Here is a 20,668-nt window from a genome sequence, read left to right as displayed (position 1 = left end):
TGGGTCGGCGCTGCGAAACATGGTCGCATCAACGGCCGACGGGGCCCGGTCCGGGGCGTGACATGGTCGCATCAACGGCCGACGGGACCCGGTCCGGGGCGTGACATGGTCGCATCAACGGCCGACGGGGCCTGTTCCGCGGGCAGCTTCACGTCCGCCACCGCAAAGGGTGCTGTGCTCGCCTCTGGGCGGCAGTCCGGACGGATCTGGTGCTCGAGGCCTCAGTGCAACGTGTGCCAGCGTCCGCCGTGTTCCACCTTGGGCACACCCTCGTCGGCGTCGAACTCAGCGCGGCGTCGCGCGCTGCTCGCCAGCGCGGGCGTGACGGACGGAAGGGAGCTGCGGGAGGAGCGTGGTTCGGGCTCCTCGCGTTCGATGTGGACTCGCTTGCGGGGGGGAGGGGCGGACACGGGGCGGCGTTCGCGCCAGCGGCGCAGGCCGAAGGCGCTGGCGCAGAGCAGCGTCAGCAGCGACAGCGCTCCGACGAGGACGGGGAAGAACGCATAGCGGCGCGCGACGTCTTCGCGCCACGAGAGCTCCAGCTCTGCCAGGGAGCCTTCGTAAGAGCGTCCGACGGCTTCGGCGAACGGCTCGCCGTCGTGCGCGTGCTCCACGAACCCGACGAAGTGCTCGCGACGTGACGTATCGAGGAGGAAGCGCACGAAATCCGCGGACTGGGCGTAAGCGACGCTGGGCTCCGGCGCGTCGGCAGGCAAGAGGTCGTCCAGGCTGGAGAGCGGGGAGAGCTGGCCGCGGAGCGCGGCGAGGCAGAGCGTCTGCGCGCGGAGGCCCTTGTGATCGCCGGCCGCATGGACGGCGAAGCCCTCGTGCAGCCACCGAGGGAGCGTGGCGCCCTTCGTCGCCTGATCGAGGGCGAGGTGAGCGAGCGCGTGACGGAGCATGCTCTCCAGCTCGGGGGTGTCGAGGGAGCCGCGCGGTGCGGCGCTCAGCACGACGAGCCTGAGATCGCCGAACACGGCGGTCGACGCTCCGCCGAGATCGAGACCATGCGCGATCTGATCGAGCTCCGCCGGTGGTGCGATGCGGACCTCGACGGTCTCGGGGAAGGCCTCGCGGCCGAGGAGTATGTTGAGCTCCTCGTGGAACGCATCGACGCGCGTGAGGAGAGGCAGGACGCGATCGCGTGTCGAAGGGTGGTAGACGAACTTGATCCAGCCGCGCTCTGCCGGGAGGTACGTGGCGGGGGCAGGCTGGAGGGCGGGGCCCTTGCCCTGGGTGAGGGGGATCCGGGCCGCCGGAGCGTCGTAGATTCTGCGGTTGGCTGCAGGGCAAGGCGCCGCCAGGAGAAGGCCGACGGTGACGGCGACCGCCGCGGCGAAGCCAGCGGGAGGGACGCGCCGGCCGATCATGGCGCGATTCGGCCCACGAGGTGCACGGTGGGGCCGGTGCCGGCGTCGCCGAGCTGGGTGATGGCGAACGCCGTGGTCCCGACGGCTGCTGCGGCGCCGAGCGCGATCCAGAACCAGGGCGACCGGTAAAAAGGCGTCTCCGTGCGGTCGTCGGACTTCGGCGTCTCCCGGACCGGTGCCGAGGGCTTGGGCGTGGCGAGCTGGACGGCGCTCACCGTGGCCGCTGGAGGAGGGGGGAGCAACGTGCGCAACGTCTCGGTGGCGCCAGGCCAGGAAATGCGCTGGCCCTTTCCGTCGGTCTCATGGAGCGTGGCGCCCAGCTCCAGGGGCACGTAGTTCGCCGAGTCGACCTGGATGACCCGCGCCGTGGGTCGGCTCCCGGCGACCTCGACGAGCACGACGAGCGCCGCCCCAGCGTCGGAGCCGAGTGACGCCAGGAGGCGCCTCCCTGCCGATTCGGCGGTGGCGTTCGCCGCGGCCTCGCGGACGGAGGCGATCTCGGCCTCGCGCTCCGTTGCCAGCATACCCTCCCGGCCGTCGCCCGTCAGCGCGAGCGCGGTGGCTTCATCGATCGTGGGGCGGAGTGCGGCATCCGCGTAGACCACGCGCGCAAGGGCGCGTGCCGCCCGGGCCGCTGCGCGGTCGACGGTGACCACGATGGCCCCGCGCCCCCTGGATTTTGCAGGCTGTGTACCGGACGTCGGGCTCTTGGCGGACCGGGCGCGGGGCGTGGGCGACGCTGGCTGGGTGCTGGCAGGCTGGGCGCTGGTCGGCGGTGCTGCGGGCTGAGCGCCGGGCGGCGGTGCTGCGGGCTGAGCGCCGGGCGGCGGGGTCGTGGTGACCTCGGAAGAAAGCGGGGGGGTCGGCGCCTCGGAGGCAGAAGGCTGTGCCTCCTGCGCATGGAGCGCCGCTGGACCGAGCGCCAGCGCTCCTGCGAGGAGCGCGGAGGGCACGGTGCGGCGGCGGACGATCATGGGGCTACCGTACGAAGCCGTGACGCCAGCGTCAAAGGGAGGGCACCGAGAGGGGCAGGCGTGAAGCTCCGAGGAGGGGAGCGCGGTGCAGCCCGTTGAGCGCGGTGCCGCTCGCTGGGGTCGGTCGGTGCCACTGCTGGGGGCGCGCCGCTTCCAGGCAGGGACGGGCTTCGAGCCTCTCCTCGAGGCCCCGGGAGCGGCCCTGGCCCTCCCCGATGGACACCCGGTCGCCTGCGCCGTAAGAGGGGCAGGATGTCTCCGGCCACCACCTCGCGGGCCTCCGCCGAAACCGTCGGCGTTCATCCCTCCATCGTCCTCAGCGCTTACCTGGAGCCGCTGGTGCGCGGCCGCCGGGTGGCCGTGCTGGGAGACGCCTCCATCGGGCTGGCCGAGCGGCTCGTCGAGCGAGGCGCCCGCCTCGTTCACGCCTACGATCCCGATGCCGCGCGCGTTGCGGAGTCGCTGGCGAGGACCGCGGGGCAGCATCCGCACCCGACCTTCGCGGTGCTCGAAGGAGATCTCGGGGTGCGCGACGGCGCGTTCGACGCCGTGGTGATCCCGGACCTCAGCCTGTTCGGCGACGCCGCCGAGGTGCTGCGGCGTGCCAGGCGCCTGGTCTCGGAGGGGGGCGCAGCGATCATCGCCACCCCGAACCCGGACTCGCAGCGTGCACTCCTGCCGACGTCGCCGCGCAGAACGACGGGGCCTGACTACTACACGCTCTACGACCTCGTCTCGCTCCAGTTCCGCCAGGTCCAGATGATCGGGCAGGCGCCTTTCGTGGGCTACACGGTGGCGTCGTTCACGCAGGAGGGCGAGCCCGAGGTCAGCGTCGACACCTCACTCCTCTCGGGCTCGGAAGAGCCGGAGTGGTTCATCGCGCTGGCGAGTGAGCGCCACGTCCGACTGGAGACGTACGCGGTCGTCGAGGTGCCTCTCGCCGAGCTTCCTGCCTTTCCGGCGCCGGGCACGGCGGGGGTTCGCGAGCTGGGGCCCTCGCCGGAGGCCCTGGCCGAAGCGGAGGCGCGCGCGTCGAAGCTGGAGGTGGAGCTCTCCGAGCTGCGGGCGCGGCTGGAGCGCGAGCTGGAGACCGAGGCCGCGCGTGCAGAAGCGAGGGCCGAGGCCGCCAACGCGGCGACGGCTCGGCTCGCCGAGCTGGAAAGGGATGCGACGGAGCGCGCGGCGCGGCTGAAGGACGTCGAGGCGCGCGCCGGCGACGCGCACGTGCGCGCCGAGCGTAACGCGCACAAAATCCGGGATCTGGAGGAGGAGCTGCGCCACCAGCGGGATCGCGGTGTGCGACTCACCAAGCAGCTCGACGATGAGAAGAAGTCGCGCACCCGGGTCGAGCTGGAGCTCGGGATGGTGCGCAACAAGCCCGAGATCGCCGGCGGCAAGGATCGTATCGACGCCCTCAGCGCCGAGCTGGAGGAGGCGCACGCTCGGATCGCGACACTTCAGGGCGCGAGCGCCGAGCTCTCGGCGGTGCAGGCGCGGCTCGCGACGCTGGAAGGCGCTGCCGACGATCTGGCCGCAGCGCAGTCGCGGCTCGCGGAGCTGGAGGGAGTGAGCCGAGAGTTCGCGGCGGCGCGCGCCCGGATCACGTCGCTGGAGAGCACGGGGGGCGAGCTCGCGGCGGCGCGCGCCCGGATCACGTCGCTGGAGAGCACGGGGGGCGAGCTCGCGGCGGCGCGCGCCCGGATCGCGGCGCTGGAGAGCACGAGCGGCGAGCTCACGGCGGCGCGTGCCCGGATCGCAGCCCTGGAGGCGACGAGCGAGGAGATCGTTGCGGCGCGAGCCCGGATCTCCGAGCTGTCGACCCAGCTCGCGGCGGCGAACCGCTCCGATCCCCAGCTGATGCTGCGCCTGGAAGAGCTCGAGTCGGCGGTGAGCGCGGCCAAGCGGGAGCTCACACGGGTGAGCGGTGAGCGCGACGCGACGCGCTCGCGGCTGGAAGACCTGGAGCGCGGTCTGGAGAACGAACGCCGCGGTCGCCAGAGCGCGGCCGAGCAGCTCGCCGCCGTGGACGAGCAGCGCACGGAGCTGCTCCGCTCGCGCCGTGACCTGGAGGAGCGCTTCTCGCGGGCCGATCGTGATCGGCAGACCCGGGAGCGGCAGGCGAGCGCGCGTGAAGAGGCCCTCACCGCCCAGATCGCCGATCTGTCGCGTCAGGTAGAGGTGCTCTCGGCGCAGCGCGATGCGCTCTCGAACACCGAGTCGAAGGTGAGCGAGTCACTGGGAGGCGAGGTCGCCGCGCTGGAGGCCGCGCTGAAAGAGCGCGGGCGGGTCATCGCCCGGCTCGAAGCCGAGCTGCGCGAGAGCGAGCGGGTCGGCCGCGAGCTGCTGGACGAGCTGGGAGGGCTGTTCCCCATCGCCGCAGGCGCGACGGTGGGAGGCTCGAACGGCGGCGCCGCATCAGGTGGTTCAGCGCCTGGAGGCGCAGGAGGGGTGGGAGGCGTGGGAGGCGTGGGAGGCGCTGGCACGGCGGGAGGGCCAGGCGGTGGCGACGCGCAAGCCCTGCGGCATCAGCTCGCGACGCTCGCCCAGGGAGCTGCCCGCTGCGAGGCCGATCTGCAGGCCGCGCAGTGGAAGATCGCCCAGCTCGAACGCCAGCTCGATGAAGCTCGCCAGGGCGCCGCTGCGCCCGAGCTGGTCCACGAGGAGCTGGAGCAAGCGCTCATCGCTGCGCGTGCCGAGGTCGAGGGGTTGCGGCGGGGCGCTGGTGCTGCCCCTGCGCCCGAGGAGCAAGAGACGCCCTCGGCGTCGTTCGGCGACGTGCCGGTCCCCTCCGCGGTGATCGAGCAGGCCGTCCTGCTGCACCAGGTCGCCAACGCCGCGACCTGAAGTGGGCTCGGCGCGCGCTGCGCGCCGAGGCGGTCAGCGTGCCCGACCGAGCCGTACCACCACCTCCTGGGTGATGGCGCTGTCCGCCTTGCGGGCGAAGCTCTGGAACGTGGAATAGTCCTCGGGCTGGACGCGCCCTGCAGGGAGGTCGAGGACCCGATCGAAGAAGAGCGTCCCTTTCTCCATCCGATCTCGCACCATCACCGAGCGCCCCTGGTTCTCGACGGACGTGGGGGCCAGCCGGGTGGTGAGTTCTGCGTTGGCGGGGAGCTTCACCTGGAAGCGGATCACCGAGCGGGTGGACACGCCCTCCGAGATGTAGAGCGGCGTCTCGCGTGTGGTCAGGGTGGCCAGGTTCGAGAGGTGGACCAGACACGGCGGCGTGATCACCAGCTCGTCGCCCTGGCGGCGCGCGAAGTTGGGCATCCGCGCCTTCATCACGAGGACGAGCGGAGCGTCCAGGGTCGCGAGGTTCTTCACCTCCATGTCGAGGAGGCGCGCGCCAGGGAGCGCCTGCTGCAGCAGCTTCGACTCGACCACGTCCTGCAGCCGGGCATCCGGCAAGGTCTCCAGCGCCGTGCGCAGACCGATGGCGAGCTTGCCCGCAAAGGACTGGCGTAGTTCGACCGTCGCCGTCCCGTCCTCGGCGAGCTCGGCGGTGCCTTCGCTGGTGAGACCGTCGGCGGGACCCGTGGTGGCCGTGGTCTCGTGCGGCGCGCCTGGAACGAGCAGGATCGCCGGCTGCCCTCGGAGGGGACTCGGGAGGTAGCCATAGGGCGCGTACTTCTCCCGGATGACCAGCCAGCGGTTCGTCGCGCTCGCGGACTTCACGGCCTCACCCTCGGTGGAGGGGCGCTCGCTGGGCTTCAGCGTGAGCCGTACGGCGAGCGCGCTGTACGTCTCGGCCTCGCTCATCGGGCCGCGCGGCGGCGGGGTGAGCCGATCGCGCACGAGACCATACGAGGCGTCGATGCCGAGCAGCCGGCAGAGATAGACGAAGGCCTCGGAGCGGTTGCCGCTCTTGCCGATCACCACCCGGCGACCATCCGTCTCTCGCCCCGTCTCCACATTCGCGAGCACCCAGCGGTAGACGCGCCGGGCCTGCTCGTCCTGCGAGGGAAGCTCGGCGGCCGACCCCTCCGTCTTGGCTCCCTTTTTCGTTCCCGTCCCGGCCGCGGCGGCGTCCCGCGCGATGGCCTGAGCGACCCGCACGATCCTCGGATCGCGCGGCGTCTCGTCGGCGGCTGCGTCGACCATGCGGGCCACGGTGTCGGCCAGGCTCATGCCCCAGCCGATGCGCACGTTCGGGAGGAACTCCGAGAGGGGTGCGCTGCCAGGCTCTTCGGGGAGCGCCGGGTTGCGATCGACGCGCCAGCGACGGGTCACCAGGGCGCCGCTCTCGGTGACCTGCGCCGGCGGGACGTCGCCTCCGACCTCGACGTCGAGGGGGCGGTTCTTCGGCGAAATCACCACGAACTCGCTGCGCCAGTAGGCCACCTTCTCTTCACGGAAGAACCACCGTGGCCCCTGGAAGACGCGCCCCCCGCGGCCGTCACCGCGCAGCGTGAAGAGGCTCTCGGTCTCGATGTAGTCCCCGACCTCGAGGTGGGGCATGGTCACCGTCGGCTTGCCCTCGACCATCTCCGGCTCGAGGATCGTCCCGTCACGCTTCACCGTGCGCAGCTTGAGCACCAGGCCACGGGGCATCTGCTGCTCCGCGAGTTCCTGGATGGCCTCGCGGGACTGGATGCGGATGATCTCGTGCTCCAGCATGCGCGCCGAGCCGTCGGGGTGGACCCAGAGCGCCGAGTAATCGAGCACGCGGGCCGCGTTGCCGGGCATCTCGGCGGCGGCGGTCTCGTAATCCCGGATGACCTTGGCGCCATCTTGCCGGTACGGGCTCAGCTCCGTGGTGCCCTCGACCAGCTCGATGGCCTCACGGAGCTGATCGCTGTCGGAGCCGGTGCGGATCGCCTCCACGAGGGCTTTCTGCAGGGCGTCGCGTTCCCCGAGCGCGAACCGGGCATCGGCGAGCGCCATGCGCGCATCGGCGTCGGTCGGGTTCTGGACGAGGGCTTGCTCGAGCTGCTCCAGCGATTCGGAGCGGTTGCCCGAGCGGGTCAGCAGATCGGCGATGCGACGCGCGATGTCCTTGCGGTCCTTGCGCAGCTCGCCCAGGCGTCGGAGCTCCTTGATGGCGCCCTCCCAGTCCTGCCGCTTGATCGCGCGGTTCAAATCGACGTCGGCGTTGGGATCCAGCTTGCGGATGTGCGCCGCGGTCGCGTCGGCTTGGGAGCGCTCACCCTCCTGCTCCTGGAGCTGGAGCAGCGACTGCAGGATGTCGACATCGTCGGGGAAGCGTGCGGCCGCCTCGCGGAGGGTGCGCTTTCGCTCCACGTTCCAGCCCAGCCGGCTGTAGATGCCGAAGAGCGCCTTCATGAGCTCTGGCACATCGCGAAAGTGGTCGGCGAGCGCCTCCACCTGACGAGGCATCTGGGGCAAGCCCTCCTTGTCGATGCTCTCGAGGACGAGCAGAAAGCGCGACTCCCACAGCTCTGGATCCTTTTCGGCGGCTCGGGTGCGCAAGTCCTTCGCGAGATCGCGGCCGTCCGTCTCGGGGAAGATCGGATCGCGGGCGATGAAGTCGGCCTGGGTGGCGAGCGCGATGCCGGTGGCGCGGGAGAGGTCCTTGACGAGCGGCTCGATGAGCACCGAGCTGACGTCGTCCTGCCCCTCTATGTGCGCCACTTGGGCGGCGAGCCAGCGAGAGATGGGATCAGCGACGTTGCGCGTGGGATCTCCTGGCGGTGTCCCGGGCTGCGGTCGCACGCCGACGGCGGTCAGGAACGGCTCGAGCACGTTCGGATCGGGCAGCCTCTCCGGGGGCATGATGCTGTACGGGGGCGTGGGATCGTCGGAGGTGGGCAAGCCGAGCGGCAGACCGTCGGGCGTCATGAGGCGCATCGACGTCTCGCGGCCGCCGACACGAGCCAGGATGCGGTGGCGGCCCTTGCTCAGGCGGACACGCGCCCCGAAGCGCGGCCACACGCCCCACTGCCGTGTATCCCGGGTGAGGACCTCGACGTCGTCGATGAAGATGGCGAAGGCCCCCTGTACGGCGACGAGGAGGTCGCGCTCGGCGGGCAGATCGAGGAAGGTCTCCAGGTAAAAGACGCCGCTCTCGACGGCTGTGGTGGGCGCGATCAAGCAGCCGCGCCGCTCGGTCTCCAGCACGCGCGGGGCTTCGACGCGGAAGGGATCCAGCGGGAAGACGGGAGGCCAGGGGCCGGGTCGCTCGGCGGGGAAATGGACGCGGTGGTCACTGCGCGCGAGGTGCCCGAAGGGACCAGCCATCCTGGCCTTCTCGATGCACCCGAAGCGCTTGGCCGAGAGGTCCATCCGGGGCGTGCTGGCGTCCGCATTCGCTGGTGCATCGGACACGCCGTCCAGGCTCCACCACTCGACCAGCTCTCCGCGCGCGCGCCAGCCGATGTTGCCAGGCTGGTCGAGCGCTCGGAGGACGATGTCACGCCCGCGCTGCCACAGGCCGGCGACGCTATGGCGGAGCGTCAGCAGGCGGTGAGCGGCGTACCAGGCGACCAGGGGCGCGTCCGGGTGCTCACTGGTCCGTGCGGCGCTGATGGCGTCGAGGTGAGCGTCGGTCGCGGCCTTGAAGCGCCCGTGCGCTTCGTCGTCGACCGCGCGGGCAAGGGCTCCGTGGAGCGTCCTGGGGCCCACCTCGTCGAGCCGCTTCCGGGCCGCGCGGGCGCGCTCTGGCGTGCCCCCGGGGACGAGCAGCTCGCCGAGGAGCCAGCGGCCCACGGCCTCGCCGTCTCGCGCCGTCGCGCCGAGCTCACGGAGGCTGACGAGCGGGTCCTTGGGCGGCGGCGTGCTGCCAGCACCACAGGCGTTCGCAGCGAGAGCGAGGGCAGTGGCCGCTGCCATGCGGCGGGCGACGGCGAGGGCGGTGCGGGCGCGCATCGCTGCCGTGCTTAGCGCGGAGGCGCCCTGGGTGCGAGGGGCCGCTTGCACGCCGGGCGCGGATCCTCCAAGCAGTGCTTCGACCCCCGTGTCCTTTGCCGAGACGCTGCTCGCGAACCAGGACTGCACGATCGAGTCTCAGGGACCGCTGGTGCTCCTCTGTGAGTGTCAGGGAGCCGCCCTGGAGCTGGGCATCCGGGTGGTCACGTCGTTCGTGATGCTGATCGGGTGCATCGTGGCAGGGCTGGTCGCGCTGCGCGTGGTGCCGTGGCCGATGGGGTTCATCCCCGGCATCTGGCTGATCGGTGTGATCGTGGCGCGCTGGATCCTCTGGCGTCGGCGCCGGTTGCACGGGAAGTTCCGCGTGGACTTCGAGCGTGCCGAGGTCGTGCAGGTGGGGCGTGGCTTCGAGAGGCGCTGGCCCGCTTCGGCGATCGTCGCCGTGGCGCTGCCCGTGGTGACGGGACCCGATGCCGAGGCGGCGGAGCCGGGCATGGAGGCGCGCTGGCTCGAGCTGCTCTTGCGCGATGGCGCGCGGTTGCGGCTGGGCAAGGGACCCGGCTACGCGCTGCGCCCCACCGTCGCGCTCCTTCGCAAGGCGGGTGTGGAGGTGCGTGTGTAGCGTGGCCCTGCACCGCATCCACGCAACGCGACACGAAGCGCCGCACGACACGAAGCGCCGCCGTCCGCGCTGAATGACACGAAGTGCCGCCGTCCATGCGTGGATTTCCGGGAAACCTTCGGCGATTTTGAGCGCTTCTGGGGGAGGTTTCGGCCCCCACGAGGCTGGAGTTCGGCTAACGTTCGGTCTTTGCCGTGACCGAGATCGAACCCACCTTCTCCGCCGCGACGGACGCCGACCCGAGGCGCTCACCCTCGGAGGCCTCTCGCCTCCACGACGTGAGCGCAGGCGTGCGCCTGTCCTTCTTCTTCGACAAGGCCGCGACGGCCACGCGGAACGCCGTGATGGCGGCGGCCACGAGCGAGATCGTGCCCGGGGGGACCGCGATCTTCGATCAGGACACGCCGGTCGACACCCTGGTCTCCCTCGGCGGTCGCGGGCGGGCGCGCATCGAGCGGGTGCTGTCGGGCGGCGTGATCCCGCTCGGTTACCGCGGCAGCGGCGACCTGCTCGGCGAGTCGTGCCTGGGTGGTCACGAGCAGCGGACCGAGCGCGCGGTGGCCATGGAAGAGGCGGAGATCGTCCGCATTCCGGTCGCACTCGCCCGCGAGCTGCTCGCCAGGGATCCCGACCTGGGGCACGCGGTGGTCTCGGTTTTGATCTCGCGTCAACGTGAGGTCGAGGACAGGATCGAGTCCATGCTCTTCCGCAACGTGGAGGGAAGGCTGGCGGAATTCCTGATCTCCGCTGCCGACCGCTGGGGCGTCTCGACGCCGCGCGGCGTGCTGATCTCGGCTCCGCTGACGCACTTCGAGATCGCCCAGGTGATCGGCTCGACCCGGGAGACGGTGACGCTCACCCTCGGGATGCTGCGCCGCGAGGGCATCCTGGATGTGGCAGGTCGTCGGCTCATCCTGCGTGAGCGGGACGCGCTGGTGCAGCGCGCCAGCAGGAGCCTGTCCCCCTGAGGTAGACCGAGCGGAGCGGTCGCCCTGCAAGCAGCCGCTTGCCGCGCGGCGGCCTCCGGTGGTACGCGCGGCCCGTGACGTCCATCGAGACTTACAGGATCTTCCTGGAGGGAATCCGCTTCCGAGCGAAGCATGGCGTTTCCCGAGCGGAGCGCGATCTCCCCCAGGACTTCGTCGTGCACCTCAAGGTGGAGCTGCCAGTCTCCTCGCTGCCGCCCACCGACAGCCGCGCGCGGGTATTCGACTACGACCGCCTGGCGACCCTGGTCGTGGAGGCAGGCACGAGCACGTCGTACAAGCTGCTGGAGATCCTCGGGGAGCGGATCATCGACCGCATCCTGGAGAACACGCCCGCGGTCGCCGTGACGGTCCAGGTGAAGAAGTTCGGGCCTCCGACCTCGGCCTCGGTGGACGCTGTGGCCATCGAGCTGACGGGGCGGCGAGGCGACTGACGCGCTGATCAACCCCGCATGGGCGCGGCGTCGAGGGTGCGGTTCAGACAGAGCTGCGCATAGCGGCGCACCATCGTACCCATGTCGAGGTGGGCCGCCGCGCGCCGATGGCTGGCGAGCCCCATGGCCGCCCGCGAGGCTGCGTCGCCCGCGAGCCGAATGAGGGCGTCTGCGAGGGCGGAGACATCGCCGCGCGGGACGAGCAGGCCTGTCTCTTCGTGGGTGACCTGCTCGGCCATGCCGCCGACGTCGGTCGCGACCACCGCGAGGCCGCTTGCCATGGCCTCCATGGAGGCGTTGGGGCAGCCCGCCGGTTCGGCCACGAGAGCGAACAGATCCAGGTCTGCGAGGAATGGCGCGGCAGCCTGCTCGCCTACCCAGCGCACGGGCAGGCCACGCGCCATCGTCTGGAGCGTCGCCGCATAGGCTTCGGCGCCTCGCTCGGGGGCGCCAGCGATCCAGAGCTCCCAGGGAGGCATCCGCGCGTCGGCAAGCGCTGCCGCCTCGATGAGCTGCTCGAGCTTCTTGTCGGGGCCGATGCGGGCGAGGGTCCCCACGATCAGCGGCGCGTCTGGAGCCTTCTCCGAACGACGCGCGGGGGGAGAGGCCGGGACGACGATGCCGTTGGGGATGACGTGCACCGGGGCACCGAGGACGTCGGCCGCGCGTTGTGCCTCCGCGCCGTACTTCACCACGACGCCGGCGAGCCGCGCGCCGTAATCACGCGCGTCGATGTAGGGCATCCCGGGGCGCGGACGCCGAAAGTACCGCTCGAGGGAGGCGAAATACATCTCGCCCGGGCTCACGTCGAAGACGGGGACGTGGTGAAGGAGATCGGTGATGAGGATCTTGTGCTCCGGGATGGCGTTCCAGAACATCACCGCAGCGGTGGGCTCGGCGTCGACGTGGGCAGCGACCACGCGGGCCGTGTGCAGGGGATCGTGGGCTCCTGCGCGGGGGGCGACGAACACAGGGATGCCCGCCTGTTCGAGGGCAGTGCGGCCCGGTGTGGGGTAGGCAGCTTGCTCCTCGATGACCACCGCTCGAACGGAGACCCCCGCTGCTGCGAGGGCGAGGAGGAGCCGCCGCGCGCTCGACTGCGCCCCCCCGGTCGTGAAGTTGTTGGTCACCAGGACGAGGCCGCCCTCGGATCGTGCGGGAGGAGCGACGGCGCGGCGGTAGAGATCGCGGTAGCGATCGACCATGCGCCGGGTCGTGAAGTCCTCGGCCAGGGAGAGAACTTCGGAGGGAGGGGAGGGGAGGGGAGAGGTGGTGAGCACCTCCGCCGTGGCGGCCGCCAGCGCGTCGGTCGAGGCCTCTCGGGCGACGACGCGTACCGTGGCGTGCTTCCGGGCGAGCTCCCGGGCGCCTCCCACGTCCGTGGTCACGATCGGGAGGCCCGCGGCGAGGGCTTCGAGCTGAGCGAGGCTCAGGCCTTCGTGGAGGCTCGCCGTCACCAGGACGTCCGCGGCCGCGCGGTAGGGGGCCACGTCTTCCTGGTCGCCGACCTCGTGGAGCCGGGACAGGACATCGTGCTTCGCTGCCGCATCGCGGAGCGTGGCGGCTGCTGCCGCAGCGGGGCCACGCTCCCGCTCGCCGACGAGGAGCAGGTGTGCGTCGATGCCACGGGCGACGAGGTGCGCGAGGACGGCGGGCAGCTCGTGGAGTCGCTTTTGAGGCCGGTAGTTGGCGACGGAGAGCAGCACGCGGGCGCGCTCGGGGATGCCGAGCGCGTCACGTGTGGCGACGCGCTGGGCCGCGCTCCGCGCCGCGTCCTGCGGAGCAGGCGGCTGGATGCCATTCCACACGGTGCGGATGGTGCCGCGGAGCCCGGCTTCCTTCGCGTCACGGTGCACCCCCAGCGAGCAGGCGGCCCAGGTGACGCGAGCATCCTCACAAAGCGCGTCGACGCCCGGAGGCCAGCCAGGCTGCTCGTTGTGGAGGGTCACCACGAGCGGTAGCCCCCGCGACGCCATCTCTCCGAGCGCATCGGCATCGAGCAGGTGCGCGTGGACCACGTCGGCCCCCATGGCGGCCGCGATCCGCGCCATGGCAGCCGTGCGCGCTTCCCGGTGCGGCGCGTAGCCACCGAGCAGCACGGCGCCCGGCAAGGGAGCAAAGGCAGCGCGCGCTGGTCGATCCATCACCAGGAGCTGGACGGCCTCGCCCGCGGCTTCGAGGCCCATCGTGAGATCGAGGGCGATGCGCTCGGCGCCACCCCGGTGGAGCGCGGTGATGGCCTGCACGATGCGGAGGCGCGCGTCGTAGCGGACGTCGAGCGATGGCACGCGCACCGCGCGGTGGCCGTGGTCCAGAAGCTTCCTCGTGGCCGTTGCCAGCGAGTGGCCTTCATCGAGGAGCGCGCCGAGCGCCTGTGGGGCTTCGGTCCAGACACTCTCCAGCGCGACGTCGACGCGCTCCGGCCAGCGGGAGAGATCGCCGCCGGTGCTCGCCAGCAAGGTGTCCCAGCCGCCCGCGAGCTGGTCCTGGTCCGGTGCGTGGAGCGCCCCCACCCCCAGCAAGGGTTTGCCGGTGGCGCTCGGCGGCGGTGGCGCGAAGGCGATCGGCCAGGCCCCGGAGCGCAGGATCCACGCGGGGCCCGAGGCCGAGCAGAGCGCCCGCGTCAGCGCGCCCTCGTCCGCGCAGCGCTCCGCGGGCACGCCGACCTGAGCGAGGGCGCGCCGTGTTCGTTCGAACAGGGCAGGCTCAGCCCCGCCGAAGACGAACCCCACCGGCGTGACGCGATGGCTCAATACGCGCTCGGGTACCCCGCGAAGGGCTCGCTGCTCGTGTTGTTGTTGTTGTTGTGCCAGGAGCTGTCGTGGACCGCGCCCCACACGCCGACGGCCTGGTGGTGGCCGCCACTCACGCCGCCGCCGCCTCCTCGACCCCCGCCTCCGTGACCACCGCCCGCCTGGGCGACTCCTCGCTGGGGCTCGATGACGGCGAGGATGTTGACCATGTTCGGCGTCGCGCCCGTGTACACGAAGGTGTCCTGCCCACCGGAAAGCATCACCTCGTCACGGCGCTGGTTCGCACCCATCACGCAGTGGTACTGCACGCGCGTCCCGGCGGAAGGGCCGCGGGCACGGAGCCAGAAGCCATCCTGTGCGGGGTAGGCCGTGACGAACACCGATGGCGTCCGTGGAGGCACGGACTTGCTCTTCCGGAGAGCGACCAGGATGATCGCGAGGATCCCGAGAGGCAGGGCCACCACCCCGAGGAAACCCAGCACGATGGCCACGACGGTGCCAGCGCCGCCGTCGTCGCTCTTCCCGGTCGCGCTCTTCGTCGCGGGGGTCGAGCCGGCGCTGCCGGCTTGCTCGACGAGGGGCGGTCCCAGGTCGGCCACCACGCGGAAGCCGTTGTCGGCGTTGCGGCTCCCGGGCGTGTTCCGGTAGCGCGCCGCCGAGCGTCCGCGCACCGGATCCTTCAGCCAGGAGCCGCCGCGGAGCACGTTGCGCGCGGGCTCACTCCCGGGAGGAGGCTTCACGCTCACGGGGTCCGAGGCCGGACCCGGCGGGTACGGCGCATGGAAATCGCTGCACCACTCGTAGACGTTGCCGGACATGTCGAAGAGGCCGAAGGCGTTCGGCGCCTTCTGCCCGACGGGACGTGTGCCGCCGCCCGGAGAGTTCGACTTGAACCACCCGATTTGCAGCGCAGAGGCCTCGGTGGCGCCGCCGTACCAGGGCGTCTGCGTGTTCGCGCGTGCCGCGTATTCGAACTCGGCTTCGGTGGGCAGCCGCAGGCGTCGGCCGGTCTTCTTTCCTGCCCAGGTGATGAACGCCTGCGCGTCCTTGAACGTCACCAGCGTCACGGGGTGCTCGTCGGTCTGTGAAAAGCCCGGCGTCTTCCAGTTGAAGCCTGGCTGCTGGACGAGCACCTGACCGTTCCATCCGAAGCCACCACTCGTTCCCTGCTCGGCCTCGGTCTTGTAGCCCGACTCCTGGACGAAGCGTGCGAACTGCCCGCGGGTGACGGGGTACTTCCCGACATCGATGTCGATGCTCAGCGTGACCTGTCGCTGAACCTCATCGCTCTCCCGACCGATCTCGCCAGCCGGGGACCCTTGTGTGAAGGAGCCCTTCGGCACCCGTCGCAACAGAAGGCGAGGGCCACCGAGATCGAGCGAGATGTCCTCCTGCTGTGCCGCGGCCGTCGCGGTGCCGAGCGTGAGCACGCCCGCCACCATCACGGCCACCGTTTGCCTCACCTGCACCGGGAACATCGCGCCCATGCTACGGGCGCCAGGGCTGGCCAACAACCTCGGCGGAGAGCGCTGGCTCACCCCAGCCGGTGCTCGTGGAGGACACCCGTCGGCATGGCGTCGCGCGCGAGCTCCAGGAGGCGGGCATGATGCGTGAAGAACAGGATCTGCATCGTGCCGGCGAGTTCGGCGAGGGCGACCAGCGCAGCCCTCGCCCGATCGTCGTCGAAGTGGATGAGGATGTCGTCGAGCACGAGCGGCATCGGCTCTCCCCGGCGCGCGTGGTGCTCCAGGCTCGCGAGCCTCAGCGCCAGGTAGAGCTGATCGCGCGTCCCATCGCTCAGTCCGTCGACGGCGATCTCCTTCGTGAGCGCGACGGCGCGGGCGTCCTCGGGCAGCGGTAGCAGCTCCGTTGCCGTCGAGGGAGGTGTGACCCCCACGCCTTCGCTCCCCTCGCCGCGGAGGCCGATCCGCTTCACGCAGCGCAGCACGGCCTTGTCCTCGTCGTCGAAGCTCGCCTTGAGGCCCGCGTACGTATCGCGCGTCAGCTTCTGGAACAGCGTGCTGGCGCGACCGAGGATGGGTCCCTGGTTCTGCTCCCGGTATCGCTCGATCTCACGCTCCAGGAGCACCGCCGCGAGGCGTGCACGCACATAACGGTCCACCTGCGTCCGCAACTTCGCCACGCACGCCGCTGTCTCTGCTGCTGCCTCGGCGGCGTCTTCCACTGGGTTGCGGAGCTGCTCTCGCTTCGCCTCCAGCGTCCCGAGCTGTCGGTCGAGCTGGCGGCGCTGCTCCTCCAGGGACTTCGCGCGCTCCTCGGCGCGCTCGAGCAGCACTGCGAGCGCGTCGCGCTCCATCCCGGCCGTCTCCTCCGTGAGCGTGGGGATGCTCCTGCCTTCGCCGGCGTCGAGCAGCTTGTCCTCCACCTCGCGGATGCGCTGATCCAGCGCGCGCGCGTCACGGGAGCGCGCCTCTGCCACCTCCAGGGCGTCGAGATCCGGCGCGCGCGCTGCGCTGCGGAGCCGGACGAGGCGCGCCTCGGCGTCGGCGAGCTTCGCCTCTTCCTCCGCCAGCTCCCGCCGCTTCTCCGCCATCTGCCGTGCGAGCGCCTCCCCCTCGCGGAGATCGGCCTGCCCCTTGCGGTAGCGCTTGAGGAGCGCATCGGCCGCGGTGTCGACCGGGAACCCCTCGAGATCGGGCGCGTGTGCGGCCGTCAGCTCGGTGACGCTCGCCGTGAGCTGCTGGGCGTCGCGCTCCATGCCGAGGACGCGTCGCCGGGTGTGCGCGGCCTCGTCCATCTTGCGGTGCAGCTCCGCGAGCTGATCCAGGATGGCGATCGCCTCGTCGGGGGATGCCTGGGGCCCGAGCCCGAGCTGCGCGATCGCCGCTGCCCACGCATCGCGGAACGTCGCGCGCGCTCCCTCGTGCGCCTCGCGCTCGCGCTCCAGCTTGCGGATCTCCGTCTCCAGATCGGCGAGCTGCCGCGACAGGTCGCTCCGGTCTCGCTCGAGTTCGTCCCTTGCACGGAGCGTCTGCACCGCCGCCTCGATCAGCGCCCCGGTGTCCGGCCCCTCGGGGATCTCGGCCGCGCCCACCGTGCGGAGCGCCTGCCGGAGTTCGTCACCGAGTGCCGCCCGCTGCCGTCGCAGCACGTCCACCCGCTCGTCGGCCTCCCGCACCCGGTCCACGCCATGGCAGAGCGCCGCGTGCCGCGTGAGCCAGCCGCGCATCTCGGCCGGCGTGCGCGGGTCGAGCCCCGAGTCGGCCCACAGCGCCTTCCAGGCCTCGATGTGCTCCGCCTTGCGCAGGGTGAGGGCCTGCTGCTCGGTCCCCAGCCGGGTCAGCTCGTCGTCCACCGACCGCCGATCCGCGAGCAGTCGCGCGAGCTGCGCGACCCGCTCGGCCTCGCGGCGCAGCCGGTCGGCGACCGCGTCGGCCTGCTTGACCAGCTCCCCGTAGGCTTCGGGGTGGACCTTCGTCGTCTCCTCGGGCGGGGTGAGGTTGAAGCTCGCATCGAAGAGGCCGGCAGTCGCGCCGCTCCCGTGCGCACTCGCTTGAGCACGTCCCGACTTGCGCGTGGGACCTGCGGCGCGCATCAGCGTCTGGAAGGCGTGATCGCGCCGCAGCCGCGCGTCGACCAGCTGCCCTTCGGTCGGCACGTCGCCCGCCCGCTGCATCGCGTCGATGTCCCGACCGAGCACCGCGAGTCGCTCGCGCGCGGTCGCGGCGCTCTTCGCGAGCTGCACACCTTGCTGGGCGAGCGCCGCCCGCTCCGCCTCGAAGCGCTCCACCGTCTCCGGTGCTGGCAAGGGGAGCGCCGCCAGGGTGGCCGGGGTCGGCAGCGGATCGTCCACGTCGCGCGCTGGCAAGAGCCCGAGCCGTTCGCGCAGCGCCATCGCCTGACCCCCGAGCTGCCGCGCGCTCGCCTCGGCCTCTTGCAGGCGCTGCTCCAGGTCCCCGTGCCGCTGTGCTCTCCCGTGCGCGCTCCGGAGCGGACCCACGCTCGAAGGCGGTGGCAGCTCGCCCTGCCGCGTCGCGAACTGCGCACGCCGCTGTTGCTGCTCGGCGAGCATGCGGCTCGGGGAGCGCAGCGTGGTCTCGACCTGACCATGCTCCCTGGCGAGCTTCTTGATGCGCGCCTCCGTGGCCACGTCGAGCCGCGGCACCTGGGCCGCCTCCAGTGACGGATCGCGCCCCAGTCGACGGAGCGCCTCCTCGACCTCGTCTTCGAGCGCTCGCAGCTCTCCCCGCACCCGCGGGAGATCCACGGTCGCCTTGCGGTGGCTCCCGAGCCGGTTCCCGAGCTCGTCCAGCGCCTCCTCCGACAGCTCGACCAGAGAGTGCGGCACCGAGAGGGCCTCGCGCTGTGCCTCGAGCGTGGCCAGATCGCGCTGGAGCCGCGCCCGCGCGGCGTCGGCTTCCGAGGCGCGGGTGAGCGCATCCTCACGGTCCCGCGTCGCGTGCTCGGGCAGCAGCACCACGTCGCCGAGGGCCTCGCGCGACGCCTTCAACGTGCGCCGCGCCTCGAGCAACGGCAGTACCCGCTGTGCCCGCTGGAGGCGCTTCTCCTGCGCGCGGACCTCCCGCGCCTCCACGTCGACATGGTCGCGGGTCGCCTCCACCTCGGCCAGCTCGCGCTGGTGTGCTTCCCACGTGGTCGGCAGGACGGCCGCGTCGCGCGTTCTCTTCTGCGCGTCCTGCAGCGCCCGGATCGCGTCGTTCACCGGCTTGATGCGCGCCTGCGGCGTGTACAGCTTCTCCGCCTCCGCGCGCAGCTCGGCCAGCACCTGGTGCAGCGCGGCACCTCCGAGGCTCGCACCGAACAGGCTCTCGCCCACGTCTCCCCGGCCCGCGAGCAGCGCCTCGGCGCCATGCCGGAGCGTCTGGTGATCGAGCCCGAACATCGTGTCGAAGAGATCTTCGCTCACCCCTCCCAGGAACGGCCGCAGCTCCCCGTCGTCGAGTGGCTGCTGGTGCTCGTCCAGCAGCGTCTTCACGCGCCCCTTGCGACGGATGAACGTCCGCGTGCGTCCGGAAGCGCTCTCCAGCCGCGCACCCACACGCAGATCGGGTGCGCGGTGCAGGTGATCGTCCGGAGAGAGGTGAGGGATGCCATAGAGCATCCCGCTGATCGCGCGCAGCGCCGTGCTCTTGCCCGCCTCGTTCGGCCCGTAGAGGACGTGGAGCGCCGGCGCCGGGGCGGAGAAATCCAGCCGGAGATCGGTGAACGGCCCGAAGGCCAGGAGATGAAGCTCGAGGATCCGCACGGGCTGAACGGGTGATGCCCGGTGTCCCACAGATGGAACCCGGCGTCGATGCCCCGGGTCGATCGTCACGACGACGAGCAAGAAAGCCGGACATCGCCCCAGCGGAGCTGGCGAGCGGGCTGCCAGGGATTCCATACTGCCCGCGGTGAAGGACTCTGGCAGCGGCGGCGCGCGCGAAAAGCGCGCACTGCCGGCCGTGGTGCGGGCGCTGCGGCATCGGAACTACCGCCTCTTCTTCTCGGGCCAGCTCGTCTCGCTCGTCGGCACCTGGATGCAGTCGGTCGCGCAGGCCTGGTTGGTCTACCGCCTCACGGGCTCCTCATTGCTGCTCGGCGCCGTGGGCTTTGCGCATCAGATCCCCGTCTTCTTCCTGGCCACGGTCGGAGGCACCGTGGCCGATCGGCGGAACAGGCGATCGGTCCTGCTCTGCACGCAGACGGCCGCGATGACGCTCGCGCTGACGCTGGCCACGCTGACGCTGAGCGGCCTCGTGCGGATCGAGCATGTCTTCGTCATGGCGTCGCTGCTCGGGGTGGTGAACGCCTTCGACATCCCCGCGCGCCAGTCGTTCATCGTGGAGATGGTGGGGCGCGAAGATCTCCCGAACGCCATCGCGCTGAACTCCTCGATCTTCAATGGCGCGCGCATCGTGGGCCCCGCGGTGGCCGGCGTGCTCGTGGTGATGATCGGCGAGGGCTACTGCTTCCTCCTCAACGGCCTGAGCTTTCTCGCCGTCCTCGCCGGTCTCCTCGCCATCCGCGTCCCACCCCGCCCGCGGCCACCGGCGCACGCGAACCCCCTCGCGGCCGCCCTGGAGGGCTTCCAGTTCGTTGCACGGACGCGGGCCATGCGCGCCCTCTTGCTCCTGCTCGGCTTGATGAGCCTGACGGCGGCGCCTTACGGCGTGCTCCTGCCCCCGTTCGCCGACCGCATCCTGCTCGGCGGCCCGCGCGCCTATGGCCTGCTGATGGTCGCGGCGGGCGTCGGCGCGGTCATCGGCGCGCTCACCCTCGCGGCCCGTAGAGGCCTGAAGGACCTCGGCAACTGGGTCCTCGGCGCGAGCGCCCTCATGGCCACCTCCCTCTTTCTGTTCTCCCTGTCGCGGAGCTTCTGGCTCTCGTGGTTGCTCCTGGTCCCGACGGGGTTCGGGATGATGGTGCACCTGGCCGGTACGAACACGCTGGTCCAGTCCATGGTGCCGGACGCGCTGCGGGGCCGGGTGATGGCCGTCCACTCGATGACCTTCATGGGGATCGCGCCCCTGGGCTCGCTGTTCACGGGCTGGCTCGCGGATCGGTTCGGCCCAGCGCAGGCCCTCGCCTTGAACAGCGCCTGCTGCCTCGCCGGCGCGGCGCTGTTCGCGACCCGCCTCCAGAAGCTGGGCGAGGAGACTCGTGCGCTCATCCAGGCGCGCGAGGCGGAACTCTCCGCTGCCTCCGCGGATACTCCCTTGTCGTCACGGACACGCTGACGCGAC

11 protein-coding genes are annotated in these 20,668 nt (G+C 71.5%); 5 read left to right on the top strand and 6 right to left on the bottom strand.

The window, feature by feature from the left end:
* Positions 1-221: 221 nt before the first annotated feature.
* Positions 222-1,370: a peptidase MA family metallohydrolase gene (locus CMC5_RS37105; RefSeq protein WP_050434828.1), complete on the bottom strand. Its 1,149-nt coding sequence runs from the start codon at positions 1,368-1,370 to the stop codon at positions 222-224.
* A complete protein-coding gene (locus CMC5_RS37100; RefSeq protein ID WP_050434827.1) occupies positions 1,367-2,344 on the bottom strand; it encodes a hypothetical protein in 978 nt (325 codons plus the stop codon). Before CMC5_RS37100 ends, CMC5_RS37105 begins: the two co-directional genes overlap by 4 nt.
* 252 nt (positions 2,345-2,596) lie before the next feature.
* Here CMC5_RS37100 and CMC5_RS37095 point away from each other — a divergent pair, with 252 nt between their 5' ends.
* On the top strand, positions 2,597-5,188 hold the full coding sequence (locus CMC5_RS37095; RefSeq protein ID WP_050434826.1) for a hypothetical protein: 2,592 nt from the start codon (positions 2,597-2,599) through the stop codon (positions 5,186-5,188).
* 33 nt (positions 5,189-5,221) lie between these two features.
* On the opposite strand, the gene CMC5_RS37090 is transcribed toward CMC5_RS37095, so the two are convergent.
* On the bottom strand, positions 5,222-9,169 hold the full coding sequence (locus CMC5_RS37090; RefSeq protein WP_050434825.1) for a hypothetical protein: 3,948 nt from the start codon (positions 9,167-9,169) through the stop codon (positions 5,222-5,224).
* An 88-nt stretch (positions 9,170-9,257) separates the two neighbouring features.
* Here CMC5_RS37090 and CMC5_RS37085 point away from each other — a divergent pair, with 88 nt between their 5' ends.
* The 3 genes from CMC5_RS37085 (at position 9,258) to CMC5_RS37075 (ending at position 11,211) form a co-directional block, all read left to right on the top strand.
* On the top strand, positions 9,258-9,791 hold the full coding sequence (locus CMC5_RS37085; protein WP_050434824.1) for a hypothetical protein: 534 nt from the start codon (positions 9,258-9,260) through the stop codon (positions 9,789-9,791).
* A 194-nt stretch (positions 9,792-9,985) separates the two neighbouring features.
* Entirely contained in the window at positions 9,986-10,759 is a 774-nt protein-coding gene (locus CMC5_RS37080; protein ID WP_245678068.1) for a Crp/Fnr family transcriptional regulator, read from the top strand.
* Positions 10,760-10,833: 74 nt separating this feature from the next.
* Complete coding sequence (locus CMC5_RS37075) at positions 10,834-11,211, top strand: dihydroneopterin aldolase (protein WP_050436354.1); 378 nt, start codon at positions 10,834-10,836, stop codon at positions 11,209-11,211.
* An 8-nt stretch (positions 11,212-11,219) separates the two neighbouring features.
* On the opposite strand, the gene CMC5_RS37070 is transcribed toward CMC5_RS37075, so the two are convergent.
* The 3 genes from CMC5_RS37070 to CMC5_RS37060 are packed head-to-tail and all read right to left on the bottom strand — an operon-like array spanning position 11,220 to position 19,191.
* Positions 11,220-13,964, bottom strand: a complete 2,745-nt coding sequence (locus CMC5_RS37070; protein WP_050434823.1) for a glycosyltransferase family 4 protein — start codon at positions 13,962-13,964, stop codon at positions 11,220-11,222.
* Positions 13,961-15,442, bottom strand: coding sequence for a formylglycine-generating enzyme family protein (locus tag CMC5_RS37065; RefSeq protein ID WP_245678067.1), 1,482 nt, complete (start codon positions 15,440-15,442; stop codon positions 13,961-13,963). The genes CMC5_RS37070 and CMC5_RS37065 overlap by 4 nt, the downstream gene beginning before the upstream one ends.
* Before the next feature lie 56 nt (positions 15,443-15,498).
* Complete coding sequence (locus CMC5_RS37060; protein ID WP_050434821.1) at positions 15,499-19,191, bottom strand: ATP-binding protein; 3,693 nt, start codon at positions 19,189-19,191, stop codon at positions 15,499-15,501.
* A 145-nt stretch (positions 19,192-19,336) separates the two neighbouring features.
* Between CMC5_RS37060 and CMC5_RS37055 the strand changes: the two genes are divergently transcribed.
* A complete protein-coding gene (locus CMC5_RS37055) occupies positions 19,337-20,662 on the top strand; it encodes an MFS transporter (protein ID WP_063796418.1) in 1,326 nt (441 codons plus the stop codon).
* Positions 20,663-20,668: the final 6 nt, after the last annotated feature.

The organism is Chondromyces crocatus, from assembly GCF_001189295.1.
GTDB lineage: Bacteria > Myxococcota_A > Polyangia > Polyangiales > Polyangiaceae > Chondromyces > Chondromyces crocatus.
The sequence above is the reverse complement of the archived record's forward strand: the minus strand, read 5'-3'. Positions and strand labels throughout refer to the sequence as shown.

Coding starts and splice junctions, on each gene's coding strand:
- CMC5_RS37105 (WP_050434828.1), bottom strand. CDS start 1,370: ATGATCGGCCGGCGCGTCCCTCCCGCTGGCTTCGCCGCGGCGGTCGCC.
- CMC5_RS37100 (WP_050434827.1), bottom strand. CDS start 2,344: ATGATCGTCCGCCGCCGCACCGTGCCCTCCGCGCTCCTCGCAGGAGCG.
- CMC5_RS37095 (WP_050434826.1), top strand. CDS start 2,597: ATGTCTCCGGCCACCACCTCGCGGGCCTCCGCCGAAACCGTCGGCGTT.
- CMC5_RS37090 (WP_050434825.1), bottom strand. CDS start 9,169: ATGCGCGCCCGCACCGCCCTCGCCGTCGCCCGCCGCATGGCAGCGGCC.
- CMC5_RS37065 (WP_245678067.1), bottom strand. CDS start 15,442: ATGTTCCCGGTGCAGGTGAGGCAAACGGTGGCCGTGATGGTGGCGGGC.